Source organism: Geodermatophilus sp. SYSU D01105 (genome assembly GCF_054050095.1).
The window spans coordinates 28,335-49,399 of sequence record NZ_JBJGYR010000005.1; the positions used below are offsets into that span (position 1 = coordinate 28,335).

Sequence of the window (21,065 nt, forward strand, 5' to 3'; positions counted from 1 at the left end):
GTGCCGACCGTGTCGCAGACGGACGTCGTGGTGGTGGGGGCGGGGCTGGCCGGGCTGGTCGCGACCGCGGAGCTGGCCGATGCGGGCAAGCGGGTGGTGCTGCTCGAGCAGGAGCCGGAGGCCTCCTTCGGCGGCCAGGCCTGGTGGTCCTTCGGCGGGCTGTTCCTCGTCGACTCGCCGGAGCAGCGCCGGCTGCGCGTCCGCGACTCGCTCGAGCTCGCCCGCCAGGACTGGTTCGGCACCGCCGCCTTCGACCGCGAGGAGGACCACTGGCCGCGCCGGTGGGCCGAGGCCTACCTGCAGTTCGCCGCGGGGGAGAAGCGGGCGTGGCTGCGGGAGCAGGGCGTGCGGTTCTTCCCCGTGGTCGGCTGGGCCGAGCGGGGCGGCTACACGGCCACGGGTCACGGCAACTCGGTGCCCCGCTTCCACATCGTCTGGGGCACCGGCCCGGGCCTCGTGGAGCCCTTCGCCCGCCGGGTGCGCGCCGCGGTGCAGCGGGGGCTGGTCGAGCTGCGCTTCCGCCACCGGGTCGACGAGCTGGTCGTCAGCGACGGCGCGGTCACCGGGGTCCGCGGCGCGGTCCTCGAGGCCAGCGACGTGGCCCGCGGCGAGGCCAGCTCGCGCACCGAGGTGGCGCCCTTCGAGCTCACGGCGCAGGCCGTCGTCGTCACCTCCGGCGGCATCGGCGGCAACCCCGAGCTGGTCCGCCAGAACTGGCCGGCCCGGCTCGGCCCCGCGCCCCGGCGGCTGCTCTCCGGCGTGCCCGCGCACGTCGACGGCCGGATGCTGCAGGCCACCGAGGCCGCGGGCGCGCACCTGGTCAACCGCGACCGGATGTGGCACTACACCGAGGGCATCGCCAACCACTCGCCGGTGTGGGCCCAGCACGGCATCCGGATCCTCCCCGGCCCGTCGTCCCTGTGGCTGGACGCCACCGGGAAGCGGCTGCCCGTACCGCTGTTCCCCGGCTTCGACACCCTGGGCACGCTGGCCCACATCGGGCAGACCGGGTACGAGCACACCTGGTTCGTCGCGACGGAGAAGATCGTCGAGAAGGAGTTCGCGTTGTCGGGGTCCGAGCAGAACCCCGACCTCACCGGCAAGGACGTCAGGCTCCTGCTCAACCGCGTCAAGGCCGGGGTGGCGGGGCCGGTGCAGGCCTTCCTCGACCGGGGCGAGGACTTCGTCGTCGCCCGGACGCTGCCCGAGCTGGTCGCGGGCATGAACCGGGTCACCGGCGGGACGCCGGAGCTGGACCTCGCCACCGTCGAGGCGGAGATCGTGTGCCGTGACCGCGAGGTCGGGCACCCCTTCACCAAGGACCTGCAGATCACCGCCATCCGCGGCGCCCGCAACTACCTCGGCGACAAGCTCATCCGCGTCGCCCCGCCGCACCGGCTGCTCGACCCCGAGGCCGGCCCGCTGATCGCCGTGCGGCTCAACCTGCTCACCCGCAAGACGCTCGGCGGGCTGGAGACCGACCTGTCCGGCCGCGTGCTGCGTCCCGGCGGCGAGGTCTTCCCCGGCCTCTACGCGGCCGGGGAGGTCGCCGGGTTCGGCGGCGGCGGGATGCACGGCTACCGGTCGCTGGAGGGCACCTTCCTCGGCGGCTGCCTGTTCTCGGGGCGGGTGGCCGGCCGGGCCCTGGCCGCGCAGCTGTGAGGACGACGCGCGAGGGGACATCGCGGGGAGATGCCTGGAGCCGACAGGGAGTGAGCATCGCAGGGAGCGCCAGCGAGCGAGGAGCGGAGCGACCGCGGAGGCGATCGACGGCGTGGACCGAGGAGCGGATCGAGTGCGGGGTCGAACGGGGGATGCTGTGACCGAGCCGCGGAGCCCGTGGTCGGACCCGGCGACGGAGACCGAGCCGGGCGCCCCCTACGCGGGCCCGCCGCCGACCGCCCCGGCCTGGACGCCGCAGTACGGCGCACCGCCGGCCTACGGGGCACTCCCGGCCCACGGCTGGCCCGCGCCGTACGGCACGCCGTGGGCGGTCCCGCCGCGCGGCCCGCGGCGGCCGGGGCAGGTGGTCGCCGCCGCGGTGCTCGCCTTCGTGCAGGCGGGCGTGGTGGCGCTCGCCTCGGCCTACGTGTTCCTGCTCGCCTCGGTGTTCACCCTCGCCGAGGGCGAGGTCGGCTTCCCCGCGGACGCCGGGGCCCTGGCCACCGAGGCCACCACCGTGGCCGGGGTGCAGCTCGCGTCGGTCGTCGCCCTCGTCGTCGCCGGGGTCCTGGCGCTGAACCGGCGCAGCGCGGCCGCCCGCTGGACGCTCGTCGCCGCCCTGGCCGTGCAGGTCGCCCTCGCCGCGTACTGGTGGCTGCGGCTGGAGGGGTTGTCCGGCGCGGCGATCGGCTCCGGCCCGTCGGCGGTGGTGCTCGTCGGCATCCTCTGCTTCGCCGCCCCGCCGGCGGTCGCGCTCGGCCTGGCGAACAGCCGGCCGGCCCGGGTCTGGTTCGCCGGCGCCCCGGAGGAGGGGGCGGCGCCGAGCCGGTGACCGGGGCGGGCGCCGCCGGGTGGGACGATCGGAGGCATGTCCGCCGTCCCCGCCGCCGAGTCCGCCCTGGACCCCGCCGTCGCCGACCTGCTGCGCCGCGACGCCGCGGGCCTGGTCGCCGCCGTCGTCCAGCAGCACGACACCGGCGAGGTGCTCATGGTCGCCTGGATGGACGACGAGGCGCTGCGCCGCACGCTGACCACCGGCCGGGCCACCTACTGGTCGCGCAGCCGGCAGGAGTACTGGGTGAAGGGCGAGACCTCCGGACACCGGCAGTGGGTGCGCGACGTGCGGCTGGACTGCGACGGCGACGCCCTGCTGGTGCTCGTCGACCAGGAGGGCCCGGCCTGCCACACCGGCGAGCGCAGCTGCTTCCACCGGGAGCTGGAGGTGTCCCGTGCGGCTCGGTGAGACGTCCCCGAGCCGGGAGGACTTCGCGGCCCTCGACCAACCGGTGGTCCCGGTCACCCGGCGGCTGCTCGCCGACGCCGAGACCGCGGTCGGCATCTACCGCAAGCTCGCCGGCAACCGGCCGGGCACGGTGCTGCTGGAGTCCGCCGAGCAGGGCAAGCAGTGGAGCCGGTACAGCTTCGTGGGCGTCCGCAGCGCCGGGGTGCTCACCGAGCGGGACGGCGTCACCGAGTGGCTGGGGGAGGAGCTCCCCGGGCTGACCGACGACCTGCCGGCCGACCCGCTGGACGCCGTCCGCACCCTGGCCCGCCGGCTCCGCTCGCCGCGCACCCCGGGCCTGCCGCGGCTGACCGGTGGCCTGGTGGGCTACCTCGGCTACGACGTCGTCCGGCGGCTGGAGCGGCTGCCGGTGACCAGCGTCGACGACCTGGGCATGCCCGAGCTCGCGCTCATGCTGGTCACCGACCTGGCCGTGCTCGACCACACCGACGGGTCGGTGCTGCTCATCGCCAACGCGGTGCGGGGGGAGGGGGAGCCCGGCACCGGGTGGGACGACGCCGTGGCCCGGATCGACGCGATGGCCGCCGACCTCACGAAGGCGGTGCCGCCCGGGGTCGCCACCTTCGCCACCGCCGAGCTCCCGCCGGTGGTCAGCAACATGGCGCCGGGCGTCTTCGAGGACGGCGTCGAGCGGGTGCGCGAGCACATCCGCGCCGGCGACGCCTTCCAGGTGGTGCTCTCGCAGCGCTTCGAGACGCCGACCGAGGTCGACGCGCTGGACCTCTACCGGGTGCTGCGCGCGACCAACCCCTCGCCGTACATGTACCTGCTGCGCTTCGCGGGCCGGGAGACGCCGTTCGACGTGGTCGGCTCCTCGCCCGAGGCGCTGGTCACGGTGACCGGCAGCTCGGCCGTGGTCCACCCGCCGGCCGGCACGCGGCCCCGCGGCGCCACGCCCGACGAGGACGTGCGGCTGGCCGAGGGGCTGCTGGCCGACCCCAAGGAGCGCGCCGAGCACGTCATGCTGGTCGACCTCGCCCGCAACGACCTGGGGCGGGTGTGCGTGCCGGGCACCGTCGAGGTGCCCGACTTCATGCGGATCGAGCACTACAGCCATGTCATGCACCTGGTGTCGACCGTCGCGGGCGAGGTCGCGCCGGAGTGGGACGCGCTCGACGTCTTCGACGCGACGTTCCCGGCCGGCACGGTGTCCGGTGCCCCCAAGCCGCGGGCGATGGAGATCATCGAGTCGCTGGAGCCCACCCGCCGCGCGCTCTACGCCGGCACGGTCGGCTACCTGGACGCCAGCGGCGACCTGGACATGGCGATCGCCATCCGCACGGCGGTGCTGCACCAGGGCCGGGCCTACGTGCAGGCCGGCGCCGGGGTCGTCGCCGACAGCGACGCCGCGACGGAGGAGGCCGAGACCCGGCACAAGGCCCGCGCCGTGCTCTCGGCGATCGCGACGGCCGAGGGGATGCGGGAGCTCCCGTGAGCCGACAGCGGCGCACGCCCGACAGCGAGCGCCGGCGAGCGAGGTGCGGAGCGCTGCGCGGAGCCGGGCCGTGGGCTCCGTGAGCGGGTCGGCACGGCGGGAGCTCGGGGCCACCGTCGCCGCGGCAGCGGTCGCCGGCGGGCTGGCGCTGTCCACCGGCGGGCAGACCTGGGTCACCGCGACCCTGCAGCGCCCCGCACCGCTGCCGCCGGTCACCGAGGAGCTGACCGGGGGGGCCTTCGCGCCGCTGGTCCCCGCCGCCGGCCTGCTGCTGCTGGCCGCGGCGGTCGCGCTGCTGGCCGTCCGCGGAGCGGGCCGGGTCGTCGTGGGCCTGCTGGTGGCCGTCGCGGGCGGGGTCCTGGGCTGGTCGGGGCTGCGCCCGCTGGCCGGTGACGTGCGGTCCGCCGTGGCCGGCGCGGTCGGCGCTGGCAGCGGCGGCGGGCTCACCGTCGAGGTGCACCCCGCCTGGCCGGTGCTCGCCCTCCTCGCCGGCGTCGCCGCGGTCCTCGCGGGGGTGCTCACGGTCCTCCGCGGCCGGGGCTGGCCCGGCATGGGCCGCCGCTACGAGCGTCCGGCCGGCGCCGTCGCGGCCCGGGAGACGGTCCGCGCGCGGTCCGAGGAGGACCGCGCCCTGGACGCCTGGCGGGCCCTCGACCGGGGCGAGGACCCCACCGACCCGGCGCCCGGCGGGCCCGAACCCCGCTGACTACCCGGCTCCCGAGCGGCAAACCGCCCGGGACAGCCCCGCGGGAGGCCGGGACTCCTGTCGCCTCTAGAGTGGTCCCCCGACCGGGCCGCGAACGGCGAGGCCGACGATTCCAGCGGGGAGGACGCGTGTCCGTGCTCGACGAGATCGTCGCCGGGGTCCGGGAGGACCTCGCCGCGCGCGAGGCGGTGACGCCGCTGGCGGAGGTCAAGGCCGCCGCCCGGGACACCCGCCCGGCGCTGGACGCCCTCGCCGCGCTGCGCGCCCCCGGCGTCGGCGTGATCGCCGAGGTGAAGCGGCAGAGCCCGTCCAAGGGCGCGCTGGCCGACATCCCCGACCCGGCGGTGCTGGCCGCGCAGTACGCCGACGGCGGCGCCCGGGTGGTCAGCGTGCTGACCGAGCGGCGCCGGTTCGGCGGCACGCACGCCGACCTCGCCGCCGTCCGCGCCGCGGTGGACGTGCCGATCCTGTGCAAGGACTTCGTGGTCACCAGCTACCAGGTGCACGAGGCGCGGGCCCACGGTGCCGACGTCGTCCTGCTGATCGTGGCCGCGCTGGAGCAGAACGTCCTCGTGGGGCTGCTGGAGCGGGTGGAGTCCCTGGGCATGACCGCGCTGGTCGAGGTGCACACCGAGGCCGAGGCCGACCGCGCGCTCGACGCCGGCGCCTCGGTGATCGGCGTCAACGCCCGTGACCTGACCACCCTGCGGGTGGACCGCTCCACCTTCGAGCGGATCGCCCCGGGCCTGCCGTCGGAGGTGGTCAAGGTCGCCGAGTCCGGCGTGCGCGGGCCGCACGACCTCATCTCCTACGCCGCTGCCGGTGCCGACGCGGTGCTCGTGGGCGAGGGCCTGGTCACCGCCGGGGACGCCCGCCAGGCGGTCGCCGACCTGGTCACCGCCGGCTCCCACCCCGCGACGCCCCGCACGAGCCGCTGAGGCCGGCCTCCCCGCAGGGACCCGCCGCGAGCCTGTGAGCGGTGGGGGGCAGGGAGGTCCTTACGCTGGGGGCATGACGACGACCAGCCCACCGCAGCCCGAGGACCAGCTCCTTCCGGCGCGCCCGGGCTGGCCCGACGCCACCGGCCACTTCGGCGTCTTCGGCGGCCGCTTCGTCCCCGAGGCCCTCATCGCCGCGCTCGACGAGCTGACCGAGGCCTACGCCGCCATGCGGGTGGACCCGGCCTTCCAGGAGGAGTTCGCGCGGCTGCAGCGCGACTACACCGGCCGGCCCAGCCCGGTCACCGAGGTGCCGAAGTTCGCCGCGCACGCGGGCGGGGCGCGGGTGCTGCTCAAGCGCGAGGACCTCAACCACACCGGCTCGCACAAGATCAACAACGTGCTGGGCCAGGCGCTGCTCACCAAGCGGATCGGCAAGACCCGGGTGATCGCGGAGACCGGCGCTGGGCAGCACGGGGTCGCCACCGCGACGGCGGCGGCGCTCATGGGCCTGTCCTGCACCGTCTACATGGGCGAGGAGGACACCCGCCGCCAGGCGCTCAACGTCGCCCGGATGCGGCTGCTCGGTGCCGAGGTCATCCCGGTCACGACCGGCTCGCGCACGCTCAAGGACGCGATCAACGAGGCGTTCCGGGACTGGGTCACCAACGTGGAGACCACCAACTACGTGTTCGGCACCGTGGCCGGGCCGCACCCGTTCCCGGAGATGGTCCGCGACTTCCAGCGGGTCATCGGCGACGAGGCGCGGGCCCAGGTGCTCGAGCGGGAGGGCCGGCTGCCCGACGCCGTCCTGGCCTGCGTGGGCGGTGGCTCCAACGCGATCGGCATCTTCACCGCCTTCGTGCCCGACGCCGACGTCCGCCTGGTCGGCCTGGAGGCCGGTGGCGACGGTGTGGGGACCGGCCGGCACGCGGCCACGATCACCGGCGGGTCGCCGGGCGTGCTGCACGGCGCCCGCTCCTACCTCCTGCAGGACGACAACGGCCAGACCATCGAGTCGCACTCGATCAGCGCCGGCCTGGACTACCCGGGTGTGGGCCCCGAGCACTCCTACCTGCACGACATCGGCCGGGCCGAGTACCGGGCGGTCACCGACGCCGAGGCCATGGAGGCGTTCGCGCTGCTGTGCCGGACCGAGGGGATCATCCCGGCGATCGAGTCCGCGCACGCCCTGGCCGGGGCGCTCGCCCTGGGCCGGGAGCTGGGGGCGGACGCGCTGCTCCTGGTCAACCTCTCCGGCCGTGGCGACAAGGACGTCGAGACGGCGTCGCGCTGGTTCGGGCTGGGCGACCGCGAGGAGGTCGACCCGGGACCGGGGCTGGACACCGACCAGCACCCCACCGAGGGTGCCGTGACGTCCGGCGACGCGGTCGCCGGCCAGGACGCGGGGGAGACGGCGTGAGCGCCCTGGCGGACACGATCGGCAAGGCGAGGGCAGAGGGCAGGTCGGCGCTGGTCGCCTACCTGCCGGTCGGGTACCCCACCGTGGACGACTCGATCGCGGCCATGGTCGCCGCCGTCGAGGGTGGGGCCGACGTCGTCGAGGTCGGCGTCCCCTACAGCGACCCGGGCATGGACGGGCCGGTGATCCAGCAGGCCGTGGACGTCGCCGTCCGGGCCGGGGTCGGGATGCGGGACGTGCTGCGAGCCGTCGAGGCGGTCGCCGCCGCGGGCGCGGTGCCGGTGGTCATGAGCTACTGGAACCCCATCGAGCGCTACGGCGTCGAGCGGTTCGCCACGGACCTGGCCGCGGCCGGGGGAGCGGGGGCGATCACCCCCGACCTGATCCCCGACGAGGCCGGGGAGTGGCTGGCCGCCGCCGAGCGGGCCGACCTCGACCGGGTCTTCCTGGTGGCACCCTCGTCCACCGACGCCCGGCTGGCCATGACCACCGCCTCCTGCCGGGGGTTCGTCTACGCCGCCTCCACGATGGGCGTGACCGGCACCCGGGCCACGGTCAGCGACGCCGCGGAGACGCTGGTCGCGCGGACCCGTGCGGTCGCTCCCGACCTGGCGGTGTGCGTCGGCCTGGGCGTCTCGAACGCCGCGCAGGCCGCCGAGGTCGCCGCCTTCGCCGACGGCGTGATCGTCGGGTCGGCGTTCGTGCGCGCGCTGCTCGAGGGCTCCGGCCCCGACGGCGTCCGTGCGCTGGCCGCCGAGCTGGCCGACGGCGTCCGCCGCCGGAGCGCCGCATGAGCGCGCTCGCGGCCATCCCCAGCCCCACGCAGGGCGTCTGGGAGCTCGGCCCGCTGCCCATCCGCGCCTACGCGCTGTGCATCATCGCCGGCATCGTCGCCGCCGTCTGGCTGACCGACCGGCGCTGGCGGGCCCGCGGGGGAGCGGAGGGCGACGTCCTGGACATCGCCGTCTGGGCCGTGCCCTTCGGCATCGTCGGCGGCCGGCTCTACCACGTGGTGACCAGCCCGCGCCCCTACTTCGGCGAGGGCGGGGACCCGCTGCGCGCCTTCGCGATCTGGGAGGGCGGGCTAGGCATCTGGGGGGCCATCGCCCTCGGCGGGGTGGGGGCCTGGATCGCCTGCCGCCGCCGCGGCATCCCGTTGCCCGCCTTCGCCGACGCCCTCGCCCCGGGGCTGCTGGTCGCCCAGGCGATCGGCCGGCTCGGCAACTGGTTCAACAACGAGCTCTACGGCGGTCCCACCGACCTGCCGTGGGGGCTGACCATCTACGAGTGGAACGGCACCGGCGCGGTCGTCGGCCCCGACGGGCAGCCGGTCGTCCTGGGCACCTTCCACCCGACGTTCCTCTACGAGCTGCTGTGGAACCTCGCCGCGGCGGCGCTGGTCATCTGGGCCGACCGGCGGTTCCGCCTCGGCCACGGCCGCGCCTTCGCCCTCTACGTGGCCAGCTACTGCGCCGGGCGGCTGTGGGTGGAACTGCTGCGCACCGACCCCGCGGAGACCTTCTTCGGGGTCCGGCTGAACGTCTTCACCGCCGTGATCGTCGGCCTGCTCGCGGTGGCCTACCTGGTCTGGCAGCGCGGCCGCCCCCGCGAGGTGATCACCCGCGGACGTGAGATCCCCGACACCTCCGCCCCTCGCGCCGAGCCCGGCTCCACCGCTGCGACGGCCGCTCCGGACGGTGCGGCGGACGCGGGGGACGAAGCCGCTGGTGGGGCCGATCCGCTCCGCCGGAAGGGAACCTGAGGACGACGCGCCGCAGCGGGGTTTGACCGAGTGAGGCTCGTGTTACGGCTGTGTACCCTCCTTCCCAGACCTCCCAGTGATCCTGGTGGGGTCACCTGCGTCGGAACCGGGCCAGTGCCGCCCCGCGGACGACAGCCCCGAGGGCACCACCCCCGAGGCTCGCGAGCCAGAGCTGGACAGGTCCATCCACGGATCCCCCTGCTCCCGGCTCTCCCGCAGTGCCGCCCCTCCGCCCTCTGACCACCGGCCCCGGGCCCTCCGCCCCCCGTCCGCCCGTCACCGCCGACGGCCCCGGACGGTGCGCCGACGACGGGAGTGACATGCCCGAGATCCCCGCCCCCGCCACCGGTTCTCCCGCCTCCGGCACGGTGCCCCCCGCCGCCCGCGGGACCGCCGTCCCCTTCTCGGCGGTCCCCGCCGCCGCGGGCCTGTACGACCCGGCCAACGACAAGGACGCCTGCGGCGTCGCCTTCGTCGCCGACGTCCAGGGGCGCCGCTCCCGCAGGATCGTGGCCGCCGGCCTGACCGCGCTGCACAACCTCGACCACCGGGGTGCGGCTGGCTCGGAGCCCAACTCCGGTGACGGCGCCGGCATCCTGACCCAGATCCCCGACGCGCTGCTGCGCGCCGAGGTCGACTTCGACCTGCCCCCGCAGGGCGAGTACGCCGTGGGCATCGCCTTCCTCCCCGTCGACGAGGCCGAGCGCGCCGCCCGGGTCGAGGACGTCGCCCGCCTCGCCGCCGAGGAGGGCCTGACCGTCCTCGGCTGGCGCGAGCTGCCGGTCGACCCGGACGGCGCGGACGTCGGCCCGACCGCCCGCGCGGTGATGCCGCACTTCGCGCAGCTGTTCGTGGCCGAGACCATGGGCGCCCGCGCCGACGCCACCGCGTTCGGCGGGAACGTCGCGGTCAACGGGGTCACCCGGCTGGAGCGGCGCTCCTTCGTGCTGCGCAAGCGGGCGGAGCGGGCCGCGTCGGAGGCGGGCAGCTCCCTCTACATCGCCTCGCTGTCGGCCCGGACCATCACCTACAAGGGCATGCTGACCACCGACCAGCTGCCCGCGTTCTTCCCCGACCTGCGCGACGAGCGCTACGAGTCGGCGATCGCGCTGGTGCACAGCCGGTTCTCCACCAACACCTTCCCGAGCTGGCCACTGGCCCACCCGTTCCGGCTGATCGCGCACAACGGCGAGATCAACACCATCAAGGGCAACCGCAACCGGATGCGGGCCCGCGAGGCCAAGCTCGAGACGGCGCTGTTCGACGGCCCGGCCGGTCCGGCGTCCGAGCTGGGGCTGGACCGGATCTTCCCGGTCACCGCGAGCGACTTCAGCGACTCGGCGACCTTCGACGAGGTCCTCGAGCTGCTGCACCTGTCCGGGCGCTCACTGCCGCACGCGGTGCTGATGATGATCCCGGAGGCGTGGGAGAACCACGACGAGATGGACCCGGCCCGCCGGGCCTTCTACCGGTTCCACTCCTCGATCATGGAGCCGTGGGACGGGCCGGCCGCGGTGGCCTTCACCGACGGCACGCTCATCGGCGCCGTCCTCGACCGCAACGGGCTGCGCCCGGGCCGCTGGTGGCACACGACGGACGACCTGGTGGTGCTGGCCAGCGAGGTCGGCGTCCTGGAGATCCCCGACTCCGAGGTGGTGGCCAAGGGCCGGCTGCAGCCGGGCCGGATGTTCCTGGTGGACACCGCCGCCGGGAAGATCGTCTCCGACGAGGAGGTCAAGGGCGCGCTCGCGGCCGAGCACCCCTACGAGGACTGGTTGCACGCCGGCCTGGTGCACCTGCCCCAGCTGCCCGAGCGCCGCCGCGCCCGGCCCAGCCACGCCTCCGTCGTCCGCCGGCAGCAGCTGTTCGGTTACACGGAGGAGGACCTGCGGGTCCTGCTCACCCCGATGGCCTCGTCCGGCGCCGAGCCGATCGGCTCGATGGGCACCGACACCCCGGTCGCGGCCCTGTCGGACCGTTCCCGGCTGCTCTACGACTACTTCGGGCAGCTGTTCGCCCAGGTGACCAACCCGCCGCTGGACGCCATCCGCGAGGAGCTGGTGACCAGCCTGGGCCGCACCTTCGGCCCGGAGCAGAACCTGCTGCACGCCACCCCGGCGTCCTGCCGGCAGGTGTTCCTGCCCTACCCGGTCATCGACAACGACGAGCTGGCCAAGATCCTGCACATCGACGACGACGGCGACCTGCCCGGGTACGCCGCCGTCCGGATCACCGGCCACTTCGACGTCACCGGCGGCGGCGCGGCCCTCGCCGAGGCGATCGAGCAGCTGCGCGCCAAGGTGAGCAAGGCGATCGCCGCCGGCGCCCGGATCATCGTGCTCTCCGACCGCGACTGCGACGAGAGGCGCGCCCCGATCCCGTCGCTGCTGATGACCGCCGCCGTCCACCACCACCTCGTGCGGCAGAAGACCCGCATGGAGGTCGGGCTGGTCGTCGAGTCCGGCGACTGCCGCGAGGTCCACCACGTCGCCCTGCTGCTCGGCTACGGCGCCGCCGCGGTCAACCCGTACCTGGCCTTCGAGTCGATCGAGGACCTCATCCGCGCCGGCGACCTCACCGGCATCGAGGCCGCCCAGGCCAACCGCAACGTCGTCAAGGCGCTGGGCAAGGGCGTCCTGAAGGTCATGAGCAAGATGGGCATCAGCACCGTCGGCTCGTACACGATGGCGCAGATCTTCGAGGCCGTCGGCCTGTCCCAGGAGGTCGTCGACGAGTACTTCACCGGCACCTCCTGCCCGCTGGGCGGTGTCGGCATCGACGTCCTCGCCGAGGAGGTGGCCATGCGCCACCGCCGCGCCTACCCCGAGAACCCGACCGAGCGGGCGCACCGCCGGCTGGAGACCGGCGGCGAGTACCAGTGGCGCCGCGAGGGCGAGGTGCACCTGTTCAACCCCGAGACGGTGTTCCTGCTCCAGCACGCCACCCGGGCCCGGCAGTTCGACGTGTTCCAGCGCTACACCGACACCGTCGACAAGCTGTCGGAGGAGGCCGCGACCCTGCGCGGGCTGTTCTCCCTCCGCACCGGTGTGCGCCCGCCCGTCCCGCTGGAGGAGGTCGAGCCGGTCAGCGAGATCGTCAAGCGGTTCTCGACCGGCGCGATGAGCTACGGCTCCATCTCGCAGGAGGCGCACGAGACGCTCGCGATCGCCATGAACCGGCTGGGCGGCAAGTCCAACACCGGTGAGGGCGGCGAGGACCCCGACCGCTTCCAGCCCGACCCGAACGGCGACCTGCGCCGCTCGGCGATCAAGCAGGTGGCCAGCGGCCGGTTCGGCGTCACCAGCGAGTACCTGGTCAACGCCGACGACATCCAGATCAAGATGGCGCAGGGGGCCAAGCCCGGCGAGGGCGGCCAGCTGCCCGGCCAGAAGGTCTACCCGTGGGTGGCCCGCACCCGGCACTCGACGCCGGGCGTCGGCCTGATCAGCCCGCCGCCGCACCACGACATCTACTCGATCGAGGACCTCAAGCAGCTGATCCACGACCTGAAGAACGCCAACAACCAGGCGCGGGTCCACGTCAAGCTGGTCAGCGAGGTCGGGGTCGGCACGGTCGCGGCCGGCGTGAGCAAGGCCCACGCCGACGTCGTCCTGATCTCCGGGCACGACGGCGGGACCGGCGCGGCGCCGCTGACCTCGCTCAAGCACGCGGGCTCGCCGTGGGAGCTGGGCCTGGCCGAGACGCAGCAGACGCTGCTCGCCAACGGTCTGCGCGACCGCATCGTCGTGCAGTGCGACGGGCAGATGAAGACCGGCCGCGACGTGGTCATCGCCGCGCTGCTGGGCGCCGAGGAGTACGGCTTCGCCACCGCTCCGCTGGTCGTCTCCGGCTGCGTGATGATGCGCGTCTGCCACCTCGACACCTGCCCGGTCGGCGTGGCCACCCAGAACCCGGAGCTGCGCAAGCGGTTCACCGGGCGGCCGGAGTTCGTGGTCACCTTCTTCGAGTTCCTCGCCGAGCAGGTGCGCCAGTACCTGGCCGAGCTGGGCTTCCGGTCCCTCGACGAGGCCATCGGCCACGCCGAGCTGCTCGACACCCGCAAGGCGGTCGACCACTGGAAGGCCGCGGGCCTGGACCTCACCCCGATGCTCGCGGTGCCCGAGCTGCCCGAGGGCGCGCCGCTGCACCGGGTCCGGGAGCAGGACCACGGCCTGGACGTCGCGCTCGACCAGACCCTCATCCAGCTGTGCGAGGGTGCGCTGCTCGACGCCCGCCCGGTCAGCCTCGAGCTGCCGGTGCGCAACGTGAACCGCACCGTGGGCACGATGCTCGGCTCGATGGTCACCCGCCGCTTCGGCGGCGAGGGCCTGCCCGACGGCACGATCGACCTGACCTTCACCGGGTCGGCCGGCCAGTCCTTCGGCGCCTTCGTGCCGCGCGGCATCACCATGCGGCTGTTCGGGGACGCCAACGACTACGTCGGCAAGGGCCTCTCCGGCGGGCGGATCGTCGTCCGGCCGGCGCGCGAGGCCGGCTTCGCCGCCGAGGACAACGTCATCGCCGGCAACGTCATCGGCTACGGCGCGACCGGGGGCGAGATCTTCCTGCGCGGCCGGGTCGGGGAGCGGTTCTGCGTGCGCAACTCGGGCGCGCTGGCCGTCGTCGAGGGCGTCGGCGACCACGCCCTGGAGTACATGACCGGCGGGCGCGCGGTGATCCTCGGCGCCACCGGCCGCAACATCGCGGCCGGCATGTCCGGGGGCATCGGCTACGTCCTCGACCTGCCCCGCCACCGGGTCAACAGCGAGATGGTGGACGTCGAGCCGCTGGACGGCGGGTCCGCGCAGTGGCTGCGCGACGTCCTGGTCCGCTACGCCGCCGACACCGAGTCGCCGGTGGCCGCGGCGCTGCTGGCCGACTGGGGCCGCTGGTCGGAGCGGTTCAGCGTGATCATGCCGCGCGACTACCGTCGCGCGCTCGAGGCCCGGCGGGCCGCGGAGGCCGCCGGCACGGATGTGGACAAGGCACTGATGGAGGCCGCACGTGGCTGACTCGACCGGTTTCCTCAAGCACGACCGGGCGCTGCCCCCGCGCCGTCCGGTCGACGTCCGGATCCTGGACTGGAAGGACGTCTACCTCACCCGGGACAGCGGTGAGGACGCCGTCTTCCCCGTGGCCGCGGTGCGGCAGCAGGCGGCGCGGTGCATGGACTGCGGCATCCCGTTCTGCCACCACGGCTGCCCGCTGGGCAACCTGATCCCGGAGTGGAACGACCTCGCCCGCCGCGACGACTGGACCGAGGCCATCGAGCGGCTGCACGCGACCAACAACTTCCCGGAGTTCACCGGGAAGCTGTGTCCGGCGCCGTGCGAGGGCTCGTGCGTGCTGAACCTGCAGGAGTCGCCGGTCACGATCAAGCAGATCGAGTGGGAGATCGTCGACCAGGCGTTCCAGCGGGACCTGGTCACGCCGGTCCCGCCGCAGGAGCACACCGGCAAGAAGGTCGCCGTCGTCGGCTCCGGGCCGGCCGGCCTGGCCGCCGCCCAGCAGCTGACCCGCGCCGGGCACGAGGTGACCGTGTACGAGCGGGCCGACCGCGTCGGCGGGCTGCTCCGCTACGGCATCCCCGAGTTCAAGATGGAGAAGGCCGTCCTCGACCGGCGGCTGGACCAGATGCGCGCCGAGGGCACCCGGTTCGTGACGGGGGTCGAGGTCGGCGGCAGCGGGGAGGGCGACCTGTCCGCCGAGCAGTTGCGGGCCGAGTACGACGCCGTCGTGCTCTCCGGCGGCGCCACCGTCGGCCGCGACCTGCCGGCGCCCGGCCGGGAGCTGCGCGGCATCCACCTGGCGATGGAGTACCTGCCCTTCGGCAACCGGCAGGCCCTGGGTGAGCTCGACGATCCGCCGATCAACGCCCACGGCAAGCACGTCGTGATCATCGGCGGCGGCGACACCGGCGCGGACTGCCTCGGCACCGCGCACCGGCAGGGCGCCCTCTCGGTGACCCAGCTGGAGATCATGCCCGCGCCGCCGGACCGCCGGGACCAGTCCAGCAACCCGTGGCCGACCTACCCGATGGTCATGCGGGTCTCCAGCGCCCACGAGGAGGGCGGGGAGCGGCTCTACAGCGTCAACACCGAGCGGTTCCTGGGCGACGACGACGGCAACGTCCGCGCGCTGCTCATCCACGAGGTGGAGCGCGTCGACGGCCGGTTCCAGAAGGTCGAGGGCACCGAGCGCGAGCTGCCGGCGGACCTGGTGTTCCTCGCCATGGGCTTCACCGGCGCGCAGCGCGAGGGCCTGCTCGACGCCCTCGGCGTGGAGATCGACGGTCGCGGCAACGTCGCCCGCGACGGCGAGTTCATGTCGACCGTCCCCGGCGTCTTCGTCGCCGGTGACATGGGTCGCGGCCAGTCGCTGATCGTCTGGGCGATCGCCGAGGGCCGGGCCGCCGCCGGCGCCGTCGACAGCTGGCTGACCGGTGCGTCGATGCTGCCGCGACCGATCACGCCGACCGCGGTCGCCCTGCGCTAGCAGGAGGACCCCGTCCTGCTCACCCCTCGCACGCTCGGGGTGGGCCTCGGGACGGGGCCACCGCCCACTCGGGGCCGGGCCCGCACCGCGCGGGACCCGGCCCCGAGTCGTCAGGAGGCGCGCCGGACCCTCGCCCTGGAGTGGCTCCTGGTGCACATGTGAGCGCTCACAGAGGTCGGGCGCACGCGACCGGGTCGCGGCGGATAGCGTTTGCGGCATGTCGCGTCGCGCCAAGATCGTCTGCACGCTCGGGCCGGCGACCTCTTCCCTGGAGCAGGTCACCGCCCTCGTCGAGTCCGGCATGGACGTCGCCCGGCTGAACTTCAGCCACGGCGCGCACGCCGACCACGAGCGGGCCTACAAGCTGGTCCGAGAGGCGTCGGACCGGACCGGTCACGCCGTCGCCGTCCTCGCCGACCTGCAGGGCCCGAAGATCCGCCTCGGCACCTTCACCGACGGGCCGGTGCTCTGGGAGACCGGGAGCCGGGTGTGCATCACTGTCGACGACGTCGAGGGCACCGCCGAGAGGGTGTCGACGACGTACAAGGGCCTGGCCGCCGACGTCAAGGTGGGCGACCGCCTCCTGGTGGACGACGGCAAGCTCGCGCTGTCGGTGGTCGGCGTGGAGGGCCCCGACGTCTGGTGCCTGGTCGTCGAGGGCGGCGAGGTCTCCAACAACAAGGGCCTCTCGCTGCCGGGTGTGGCGGTGAGCGTGCCGGCGCTGTCCGAGAAGGACGAGGAGGACCTCCGCTTCGCCCTGCACCTGTCGGTGGACTTCGTGGCGCTGTCGTTCGTCCGCTCCCCGGCCGACGTCGAGCTGGTGCGCGACATCATGCGCCGGGAGGACGTCTTCGTCCCGGTCATCGCCAAGCTGGAGAAGCCCGAGGCGGTGGAGGACCTCGAGGCGATCGTCGAGGCCTTCGACGGGGTCATGGTGGCCCGCGGCGACCTCGGCGTGGAGCTCCCGCTGGAGAAGGTCCCGCTCGTGCAGAAGCGCGCCGTGCAGGCCGCCCGCGAGCGCAACAAGCCGGTCATCGTGGCCACCCAGATGCTGGAGTCGATGATCAGCTCGTCGCGGCCGACCCGCGCGGAGGCCTCCGACGTCGCCAACGCCGTCCTGGACGGGGCCGACGCGGTCATGCTGTCGGGGGAGACCTCGGTCGGCCGCTACCCCATCGCCGCCGTCCGCACGATGGAGCGGATCATCGACGCGGTCGAGAGCGACACCGTCCGCGTTCCGGAGCTGGTGCGCAAGTCGCGGTCCCGCTCCGGCGCCATCGTCCGCGCGGCCCGCGACATCGGCGAGTCCCTCGACGTCAAGGCGCTGGCCACCTTCACGCAGACCGGTGACACCGCCCGGCGGCTGGCCGCCCTGCACCCCCGCCAGCCGCTGCTGGCCTTCACCGTCGACGCGCGGGTGCGCAGCCAGCTCGCGCTGTCGTGGGGGGTGGAGACCTTCCTGGTGCCGGAGGTGTCGCACACCGACGACATGGTCCGGCAGGTGGACTTCTCGCTGCTGTCGATCGGCCGGCTCCGCGAGGGCGACCGCGTCGTCGTCGTGGCCGGCAGCCCGCCCAACACCGTCGGGTCCACCAACCTCATCCGGGTGCACGAGGTCGGGACCGACTCGTGAGCGCGGGGGCGGGGGACGGCGACAGCCAGGCCGCCTCGCTCCTGCAGGTGCTCGACCTCGAGGAGCGGCAACCCGACGTCTTCGTCGGCCAGACGCCGACCAGTCGGCTGCAGCGGATCTTCGGCGGGCAGGTGGCCGGGCAGGCGCTCATGGCCGCGGGGCGGACGGTGCCGGCCGAGCGCGGCGTGCACTCCCTGCACGCCTACTTCCTGCGGCCGGGGGACCCGCACGAGGAGATCCGCTACGCCGTCGACCGCATCCGCGACGGCCGGTCGTTCACCACCCGGCGGGTGATCGGCTGCCAGCGGCGCAAGGGCGAGGACGTCGCGATCTTCGCGCTGACCGCCGACTTCCACGCGGGGGAGCCGGCCGTGGTCGAGCACTCGCTGCCGATGCCCGACGTCCCGGCGCCCGAGGAGCTCCCCTCCCTGGCCGACGTCGCCGCCCGGCACGGCAAGCAGGGCTCGGGCGCGCTGGAGATCGGCCGGGCGGTCGAGCAGCGGCTGCTCGAGGACCCGTTCGCCGGCGTGGCCAAGCAGCCGCCGGACACCTCGACCCGGGTCTGGATGCGGGTCTCGGGCCGGCTGCCCGACGCCCCGGCGGTGCACGCGGCGGCGCTGACCTTCGTCAGTGACCTCACGCTGCTGGGGGCCGGGCTCGCCCGCGTGGGCGGCTGGCAGGACCGCTACGCCGGCGCCAGCCTCGACCACGCCGTGTGGTTCCACGCGCCGGTGCGGGCCGACGACTGGTTCCTCTACGAGACCGACAGCCCCGCCGCCAGCGGCGGCCGCGCCCTCTGCTTCGGGCGCATCTGGACGGCCGACGGCACGCACGTGGCGACGGTCGCCCAGGAGGGCCTGCTGCGCCCGGTCGGGCGCTGAGTCAGGAGCCGGTGCCCCCGCCGTCCCCGGGGACGGCCGCAGCGGCCTCCTCGGGGGACTGGGGGGCGTCGGCAGCCCCCTCGGGCTCCCCGCCCGCCGCCGCCGGCTCCTGGGGACGCTCGCCGGGCTCCGGCTGCGGGCTCCCGACCTCGGGGCTCCCCTCGGCGGTCGGAGCCGCCCTGCCGTCCTGGGCGGCCGCCTGCGTCGCGGTCTCGTCCTGCGCGGCCGGGACCTCCTGCGCCGCCGCCCGGCGCTCGGCCTCCTGCGCCGCCCGGCGCTCGGCCTCCTGCGCCGCGGCCCGGCGCTCGGCCTCCTCGCGCGCCCGCTCGGCGGCGGACTCGGCGAAGTCGGCCGCCAGCCAGTCGTGGCCCTCGCACAGCAACGCCCAGGCGCGCTCCACGTGGGCCCGGGTCGTCGCCGGCGCGCCGATCGCCACCCGCAGCACCACCTGCCCGCGGACGGTCGTGTGGGTCAGGAACACCTCACCGCCGTCGTTGAGCCGCTCCAGCAGCGTCATGGTCGCGACGTCGGCGTCGACGTCCGCCGCCCAACGCGGACGCAGGCAGACCAGCGACAGCGGGTGCTTGGTGACGACGTCGAACCGGTCGTCGGCGTCGGCCCGTGCGGCGAGCTCCTGCGCCAGCGCGACACCGGAGCGCACGTGGGCCCGGAGCCCCTCGGCGCCGTACCAGCGGAGCACGAACCACAGCTTGAGCGCGCGGAACCGGCGGCCGAGCTCGATCTGCCAGTCGCGGTAGTCGACGACCGCGCCGGCGTCGGTGGCGGCGTTGCGCAGGTACTCCGGGAGGATCGCCAGGGCGCCGGTCAGCGCCGCCCGGTCGGCGACCCAGAAGAGGGTCGCGTCGAAGCCGGTGAGCAGCCACTTGTGCGCGTCGGTGGTGTAGCTGTCGGCCCACTCCACCCCGGCCTGCAGCTCGCGCAGCTCGGGCGCCACGGCGCTCACCCCGGCGTAGGCGGCGTCCACGTGCAGCCAGACGCCGTGGTCGCGGCAGATCGGGCCGAGCACGGCGAGCGGGTCGACGGCGGTCGTGGACGTCGTCCCGACCGTCGCGCAGACCAGCACCGGCCGGAACCCGCGGGCGGTGTCGCGCTCGAGCCGGGCCCTCAGCGCCTCGGGCCGCATGGCCAGGTCGCCGTCCACCTCGACGATGCGGACCGCGTCGCTGCCGAGGCCGGCGATCCGCACCGCCTTCTCCATCGAGGAGTGCGTCTCGGCCGAGACGTAGACCGTGTACTCGTCCGGGCGCACGCCGGAGCGCACGGTTCCCCCGCCGCTGGCCCGGTGCAGCGCGGCGAGCAGCGCGACCAGGTTCGCGCCGGAGCTGGAGTCCTGGACGACGCCGCCGCCGGGGCCCGTCGAGCGGAAGGCCTCGGGCAGGCCCAGCAGCTCGGCGAACCAGTCCAGGACGTGCTGCTCGAGCTCGGTGGCCGCCGGGCTGGTCACCCACGACATGCCCTGGACGCCGAGTCCTGCCGACACGAGGTCACCCAGGACCGAGGGGCCGGAGGTGTTGGCGGGGAAGTAGCCGAAGAAGCCGGGGTGCTGCCAGTGGGTCACGCCGGGCAGCACGACGCGGTCGAGGTCGGCCAGGACGGCCGAGAACGGCTCGCCCTGCTCGGGCGGCGCGGCGGGCAGCGACTCGCGGACGTCCCCGGGGGCGGCGGGGGAGCGGACCGGGAAGGCGTCGATGCGGGTCCAGTAGTCGGCGATCCAGTCGACGACCTCGTGCCCGTGCCGGCGGAACTGCTCGGGCGTCATGTGCGGGGCGGACGGCGTCGGCTCACTCACGGGCCCACCGTATGGCGGTCGCCGTCCACCCGTGTGAGGCGCCCTGCGGTGTCGGCCTGGGGAGTGGGGGCCGGAGGCCTCCCCGACGAGGGTCGGGAGGGGCTCGGCGCCACGGGGGACGGCACGTGGTCGCCGTGTCGGCCTGAGGAGTGGGGGCCGGAGGCCTCCCCGACGAGGGCCGGGAGGGGCTCGGCGCCACGGGGGGACGGCACGTGGTCGCCGTGTCGGCCGGTAGGCCGACGATGTCGCAGTGCCCCCGGTGCGACTCGAACGCACACTGCGCGGGTTTTGAATCCGCTCCCTCTGCCGATTGGGGTACGGGGGCGCGCCGGGGTGCCCCGGGCCGCCCGAGCAGCCTAGCGGGGAGTCGCCGACCCACCGGCATCGATAGGCTCCCGCGCGTGAGCAGCGAGACGATCCGGGTCCTCATCGCCGAGGACGAGGCGCTCATCCGCCTCGACCTCAAGGAGATGCTGGAGGAGGAGGGGTACACCGTCGTCGCCGAGGTCGGCGACGGGCAGCAGGCCGTGGACCGCGCCACCGAGCTGCGACCCGACCTGGTGATCCTCGACATCCAGATGCCGGTCCTCGACGGCCTGTCGGCGGCCGAGCAGATCGCCTCCGCCCGGGTCGCGCCGGTCATCGTGCTCACGGCCTTCAGCCAGCGGGAGCTGGTGGAGCGGGCGCGCGACGCCGGGGCCATGGCCTACCTGGTGAAGCCCTTCTCCAAGAACGACCTGGTGCCGGCGATCGAGGTCGCCCGGGCCCGGTTCACCGAGCTCGCGGCGCTGGACGGCGAGGTGCGGACGCTGGAGGAGCGGCTGGAGGCACGCAAGGTCGTCGAGAAGGCCAAGGGCAGGCTCATGGCCGAGCAGGGCATGACCGAGGCCGAGGCGTTCCGCTGGATCCAGCGGACGGCGATGAACGAGCGGACGTCGATGAAGGCGCTGGCGCAGCGGATCCTCGACCAGGAGGAGGCCGACGCCCCGGCGGCCGAGTGAGCTGCGCCTCCGCCCG

At 74.8% G+C, this 21,065-nt stretch carries 15 protein-coding genes and 1 tRNA gene; 14 read left to right on the forward strand and 2 right to left on the reverse strand.

The annotated features are described in order from the left end of the window. The first annotated feature begins 9 nt into the window (after nt 1-9). The 13 genes from ACI79I_RS05845 to ACI79I_RS05905 all read left to right on the forward strand — a co-directional run bounded on the left by ACI79I_RS05845 (nt 10) and on the right by ACI79I_RS05905 (nt 18,238). On the forward strand, nt 10-1,662 hold the full coding sequence (locus ACI79I_RS05845) for an FAD-binding dehydrogenase (RefSeq protein ID WP_456991348.1): 1,653 nt from the start codon (nt 10-12) through the stop codon (nt 1,660-1,662). Nucleotides 1,663-1,819: 157 nt separating this feature from the next. Then, nucleotides 1,820-2,494 carry a hypothetical protein gene (locus tag ACI79I_RS05850; protein ID WP_456991349.1) on the forward strand — a complete coding sequence of 225 codons (675 nt, stop codon included), beginning with the start codon at nt 1,820-1,822 and terminating at the stop codon, nt 2,492-2,494. A gap of 36 nt (nt 2,495-2,530) precedes the next feature. Then, nucleotides 2,531-2,905: a phosphoribosyl-AMP cyclohydrolase gene (gene hisI, locus ACI79I_RS05855; protein WP_456947485.1), complete on the forward strand. Its 375-nt coding sequence runs from the start codon at nt 2,531-2,533 to the stop codon at nt 2,903-2,905. Continuing rightward, on the forward strand, nt 2,892-4,400 hold the full coding sequence (locus ACI79I_RS05860) for an anthranilate synthase component I (RefSeq protein ID WP_456991350.1): 1,509 nt from the start codon (nt 2,892-2,894) through the stop codon (nt 4,398-4,400). The genes hisI and ACI79I_RS05860 overlap by 14 nt, the downstream gene beginning before the upstream one ends. Before the next feature lie 70 nt (nt 4,401-4,470). Continuing rightward, entirely contained in the window at nt 4,471-5,106 is a 636-nt protein-coding gene (locus ACI79I_RS05865; RefSeq protein WP_456991351.1) for a Trp biosynthesis-associated membrane protein, read from the forward strand. A gap of 128 nt (nt 5,107-5,234) precedes the next feature. Beyond that, nucleotides 5,235-6,044, forward strand: coding sequence for an indole-3-glycerol phosphate synthase TrpC (trpC, locus tag ACI79I_RS05870; RefSeq protein WP_456991352.1), 810 nt, complete (start codon nt 5,235-5,237; stop codon nt 6,042-6,044). 73 nt (nt 6,045-6,117) lie between these two features. After that, nucleotides 6,118-7,467 (forward strand): tryptophan synthase subunit beta, encoded by a 1,350-nt coding sequence (gene trpB, locus ACI79I_RS05875; protein ID WP_456991353.1) that lies wholly within the window; start codon nt 6,118-6,120, stop codon nt 7,465-7,467. Continuing rightward, a complete protein-coding gene (gene trpA, locus ACI79I_RS05880; RefSeq protein WP_456991354.1) occupies nt 7,464-8,261 on the forward strand; it encodes a tryptophan synthase subunit alpha in 798 nt (265 codons plus the stop codon). The genes trpB and trpA overlap by 4 nt, the downstream gene beginning before the upstream one ends. After that, nucleotides 8,258-9,229, forward strand: coding sequence for a prolipoprotein diacylglyceryl transferase (gene lgt / locus ACI79I_RS05885; RefSeq protein WP_456991355.1), 972 nt, complete (start codon nt 8,258-8,260; stop codon nt 9,227-9,229). Before trpA ends, lgt begins: the two co-directional genes overlap by 4 nt. 320 nt (nt 9,230-9,549) lie before the next feature. After that, nucleotides 9,550-14,241, forward strand: a complete 4,692-nt coding sequence (gltB, locus tag ACI79I_RS05890; protein WP_456991356.1) for a glutamate synthase large subunit — start codon at nt 9,550-9,552, stop codon at nt 14,239-14,241. Continuing rightward, nucleotides 14,234-15,724 carry a glutamate synthase subunit beta gene (locus tag ACI79I_RS05895; RefSeq protein ID WP_456991357.1) on the forward strand — a complete coding sequence of 497 codons (1,491 nt, stop codon included), beginning with the start codon at nt 14,234-14,236 and terminating at the stop codon, nt 15,722-15,724. The genes gltB and ACI79I_RS05895 overlap by 8 nt, the downstream gene beginning before the upstream one ends. A 217-nt stretch (nt 15,725-15,941) precedes the next feature. Next, nucleotides 15,942-17,357: a pyruvate kinase gene (gene pyk, locus ACI79I_RS05900; RefSeq protein ID WP_456991358.1), complete on the forward strand. Its 1,416-nt coding sequence runs from the start codon at nt 15,942-15,944 to the stop codon at nt 17,355-17,357. Then, the gene (locus ACI79I_RS05905) at nt 17,354-18,238 is read left to right on the forward strand and encodes an acyl-CoA thioesterase (RefSeq protein ID WP_456991359.1); all 885 of its coding nucleotides are present in this window, start codon (nt 17,354-17,356) and stop codon (nt 18,236-18,238) included. Before pyk ends, ACI79I_RS05905 begins: the two co-directional genes overlap by 4 nt. 1 nt (nt 18,239) lies before the next feature. On the opposite strand, the gene ACI79I_RS05910 is transcribed toward ACI79I_RS05905, so the two are convergent. Both ACI79I_RS05910 and ACI79I_RS05915 read right to left on the reverse strand, forming a co-directional pair. After that, nucleotides 18,240-20,048, reverse strand: coding sequence for a pyridoxal-dependent decarboxylase (locus ACI79I_RS05910; RefSeq protein WP_456991360.1), 1,809 nt, complete (start codon nt 20,046-20,048; stop codon nt 18,240-18,242). 251 nt (nt 20,049-20,299) lie between these two features. Then, nucleotides 20,300-20,373 (reverse strand) — tRNA-Leu (locus tag ACI79I_RS05915). A gap of 76 nt (nt 20,374-20,449) precedes the next feature. Here ACI79I_RS05915 and ACI79I_RS05920 point away from each other — a divergent pair. Beyond that, entirely contained in the window at nt 20,450-21,049 is a 600-nt protein-coding gene (locus ACI79I_RS05920) for an ANTAR domain-containing response regulator (protein WP_456991361.1), read from the forward strand. Nucleotides 21,050-21,065: the final 16 nt, after the last annotated feature.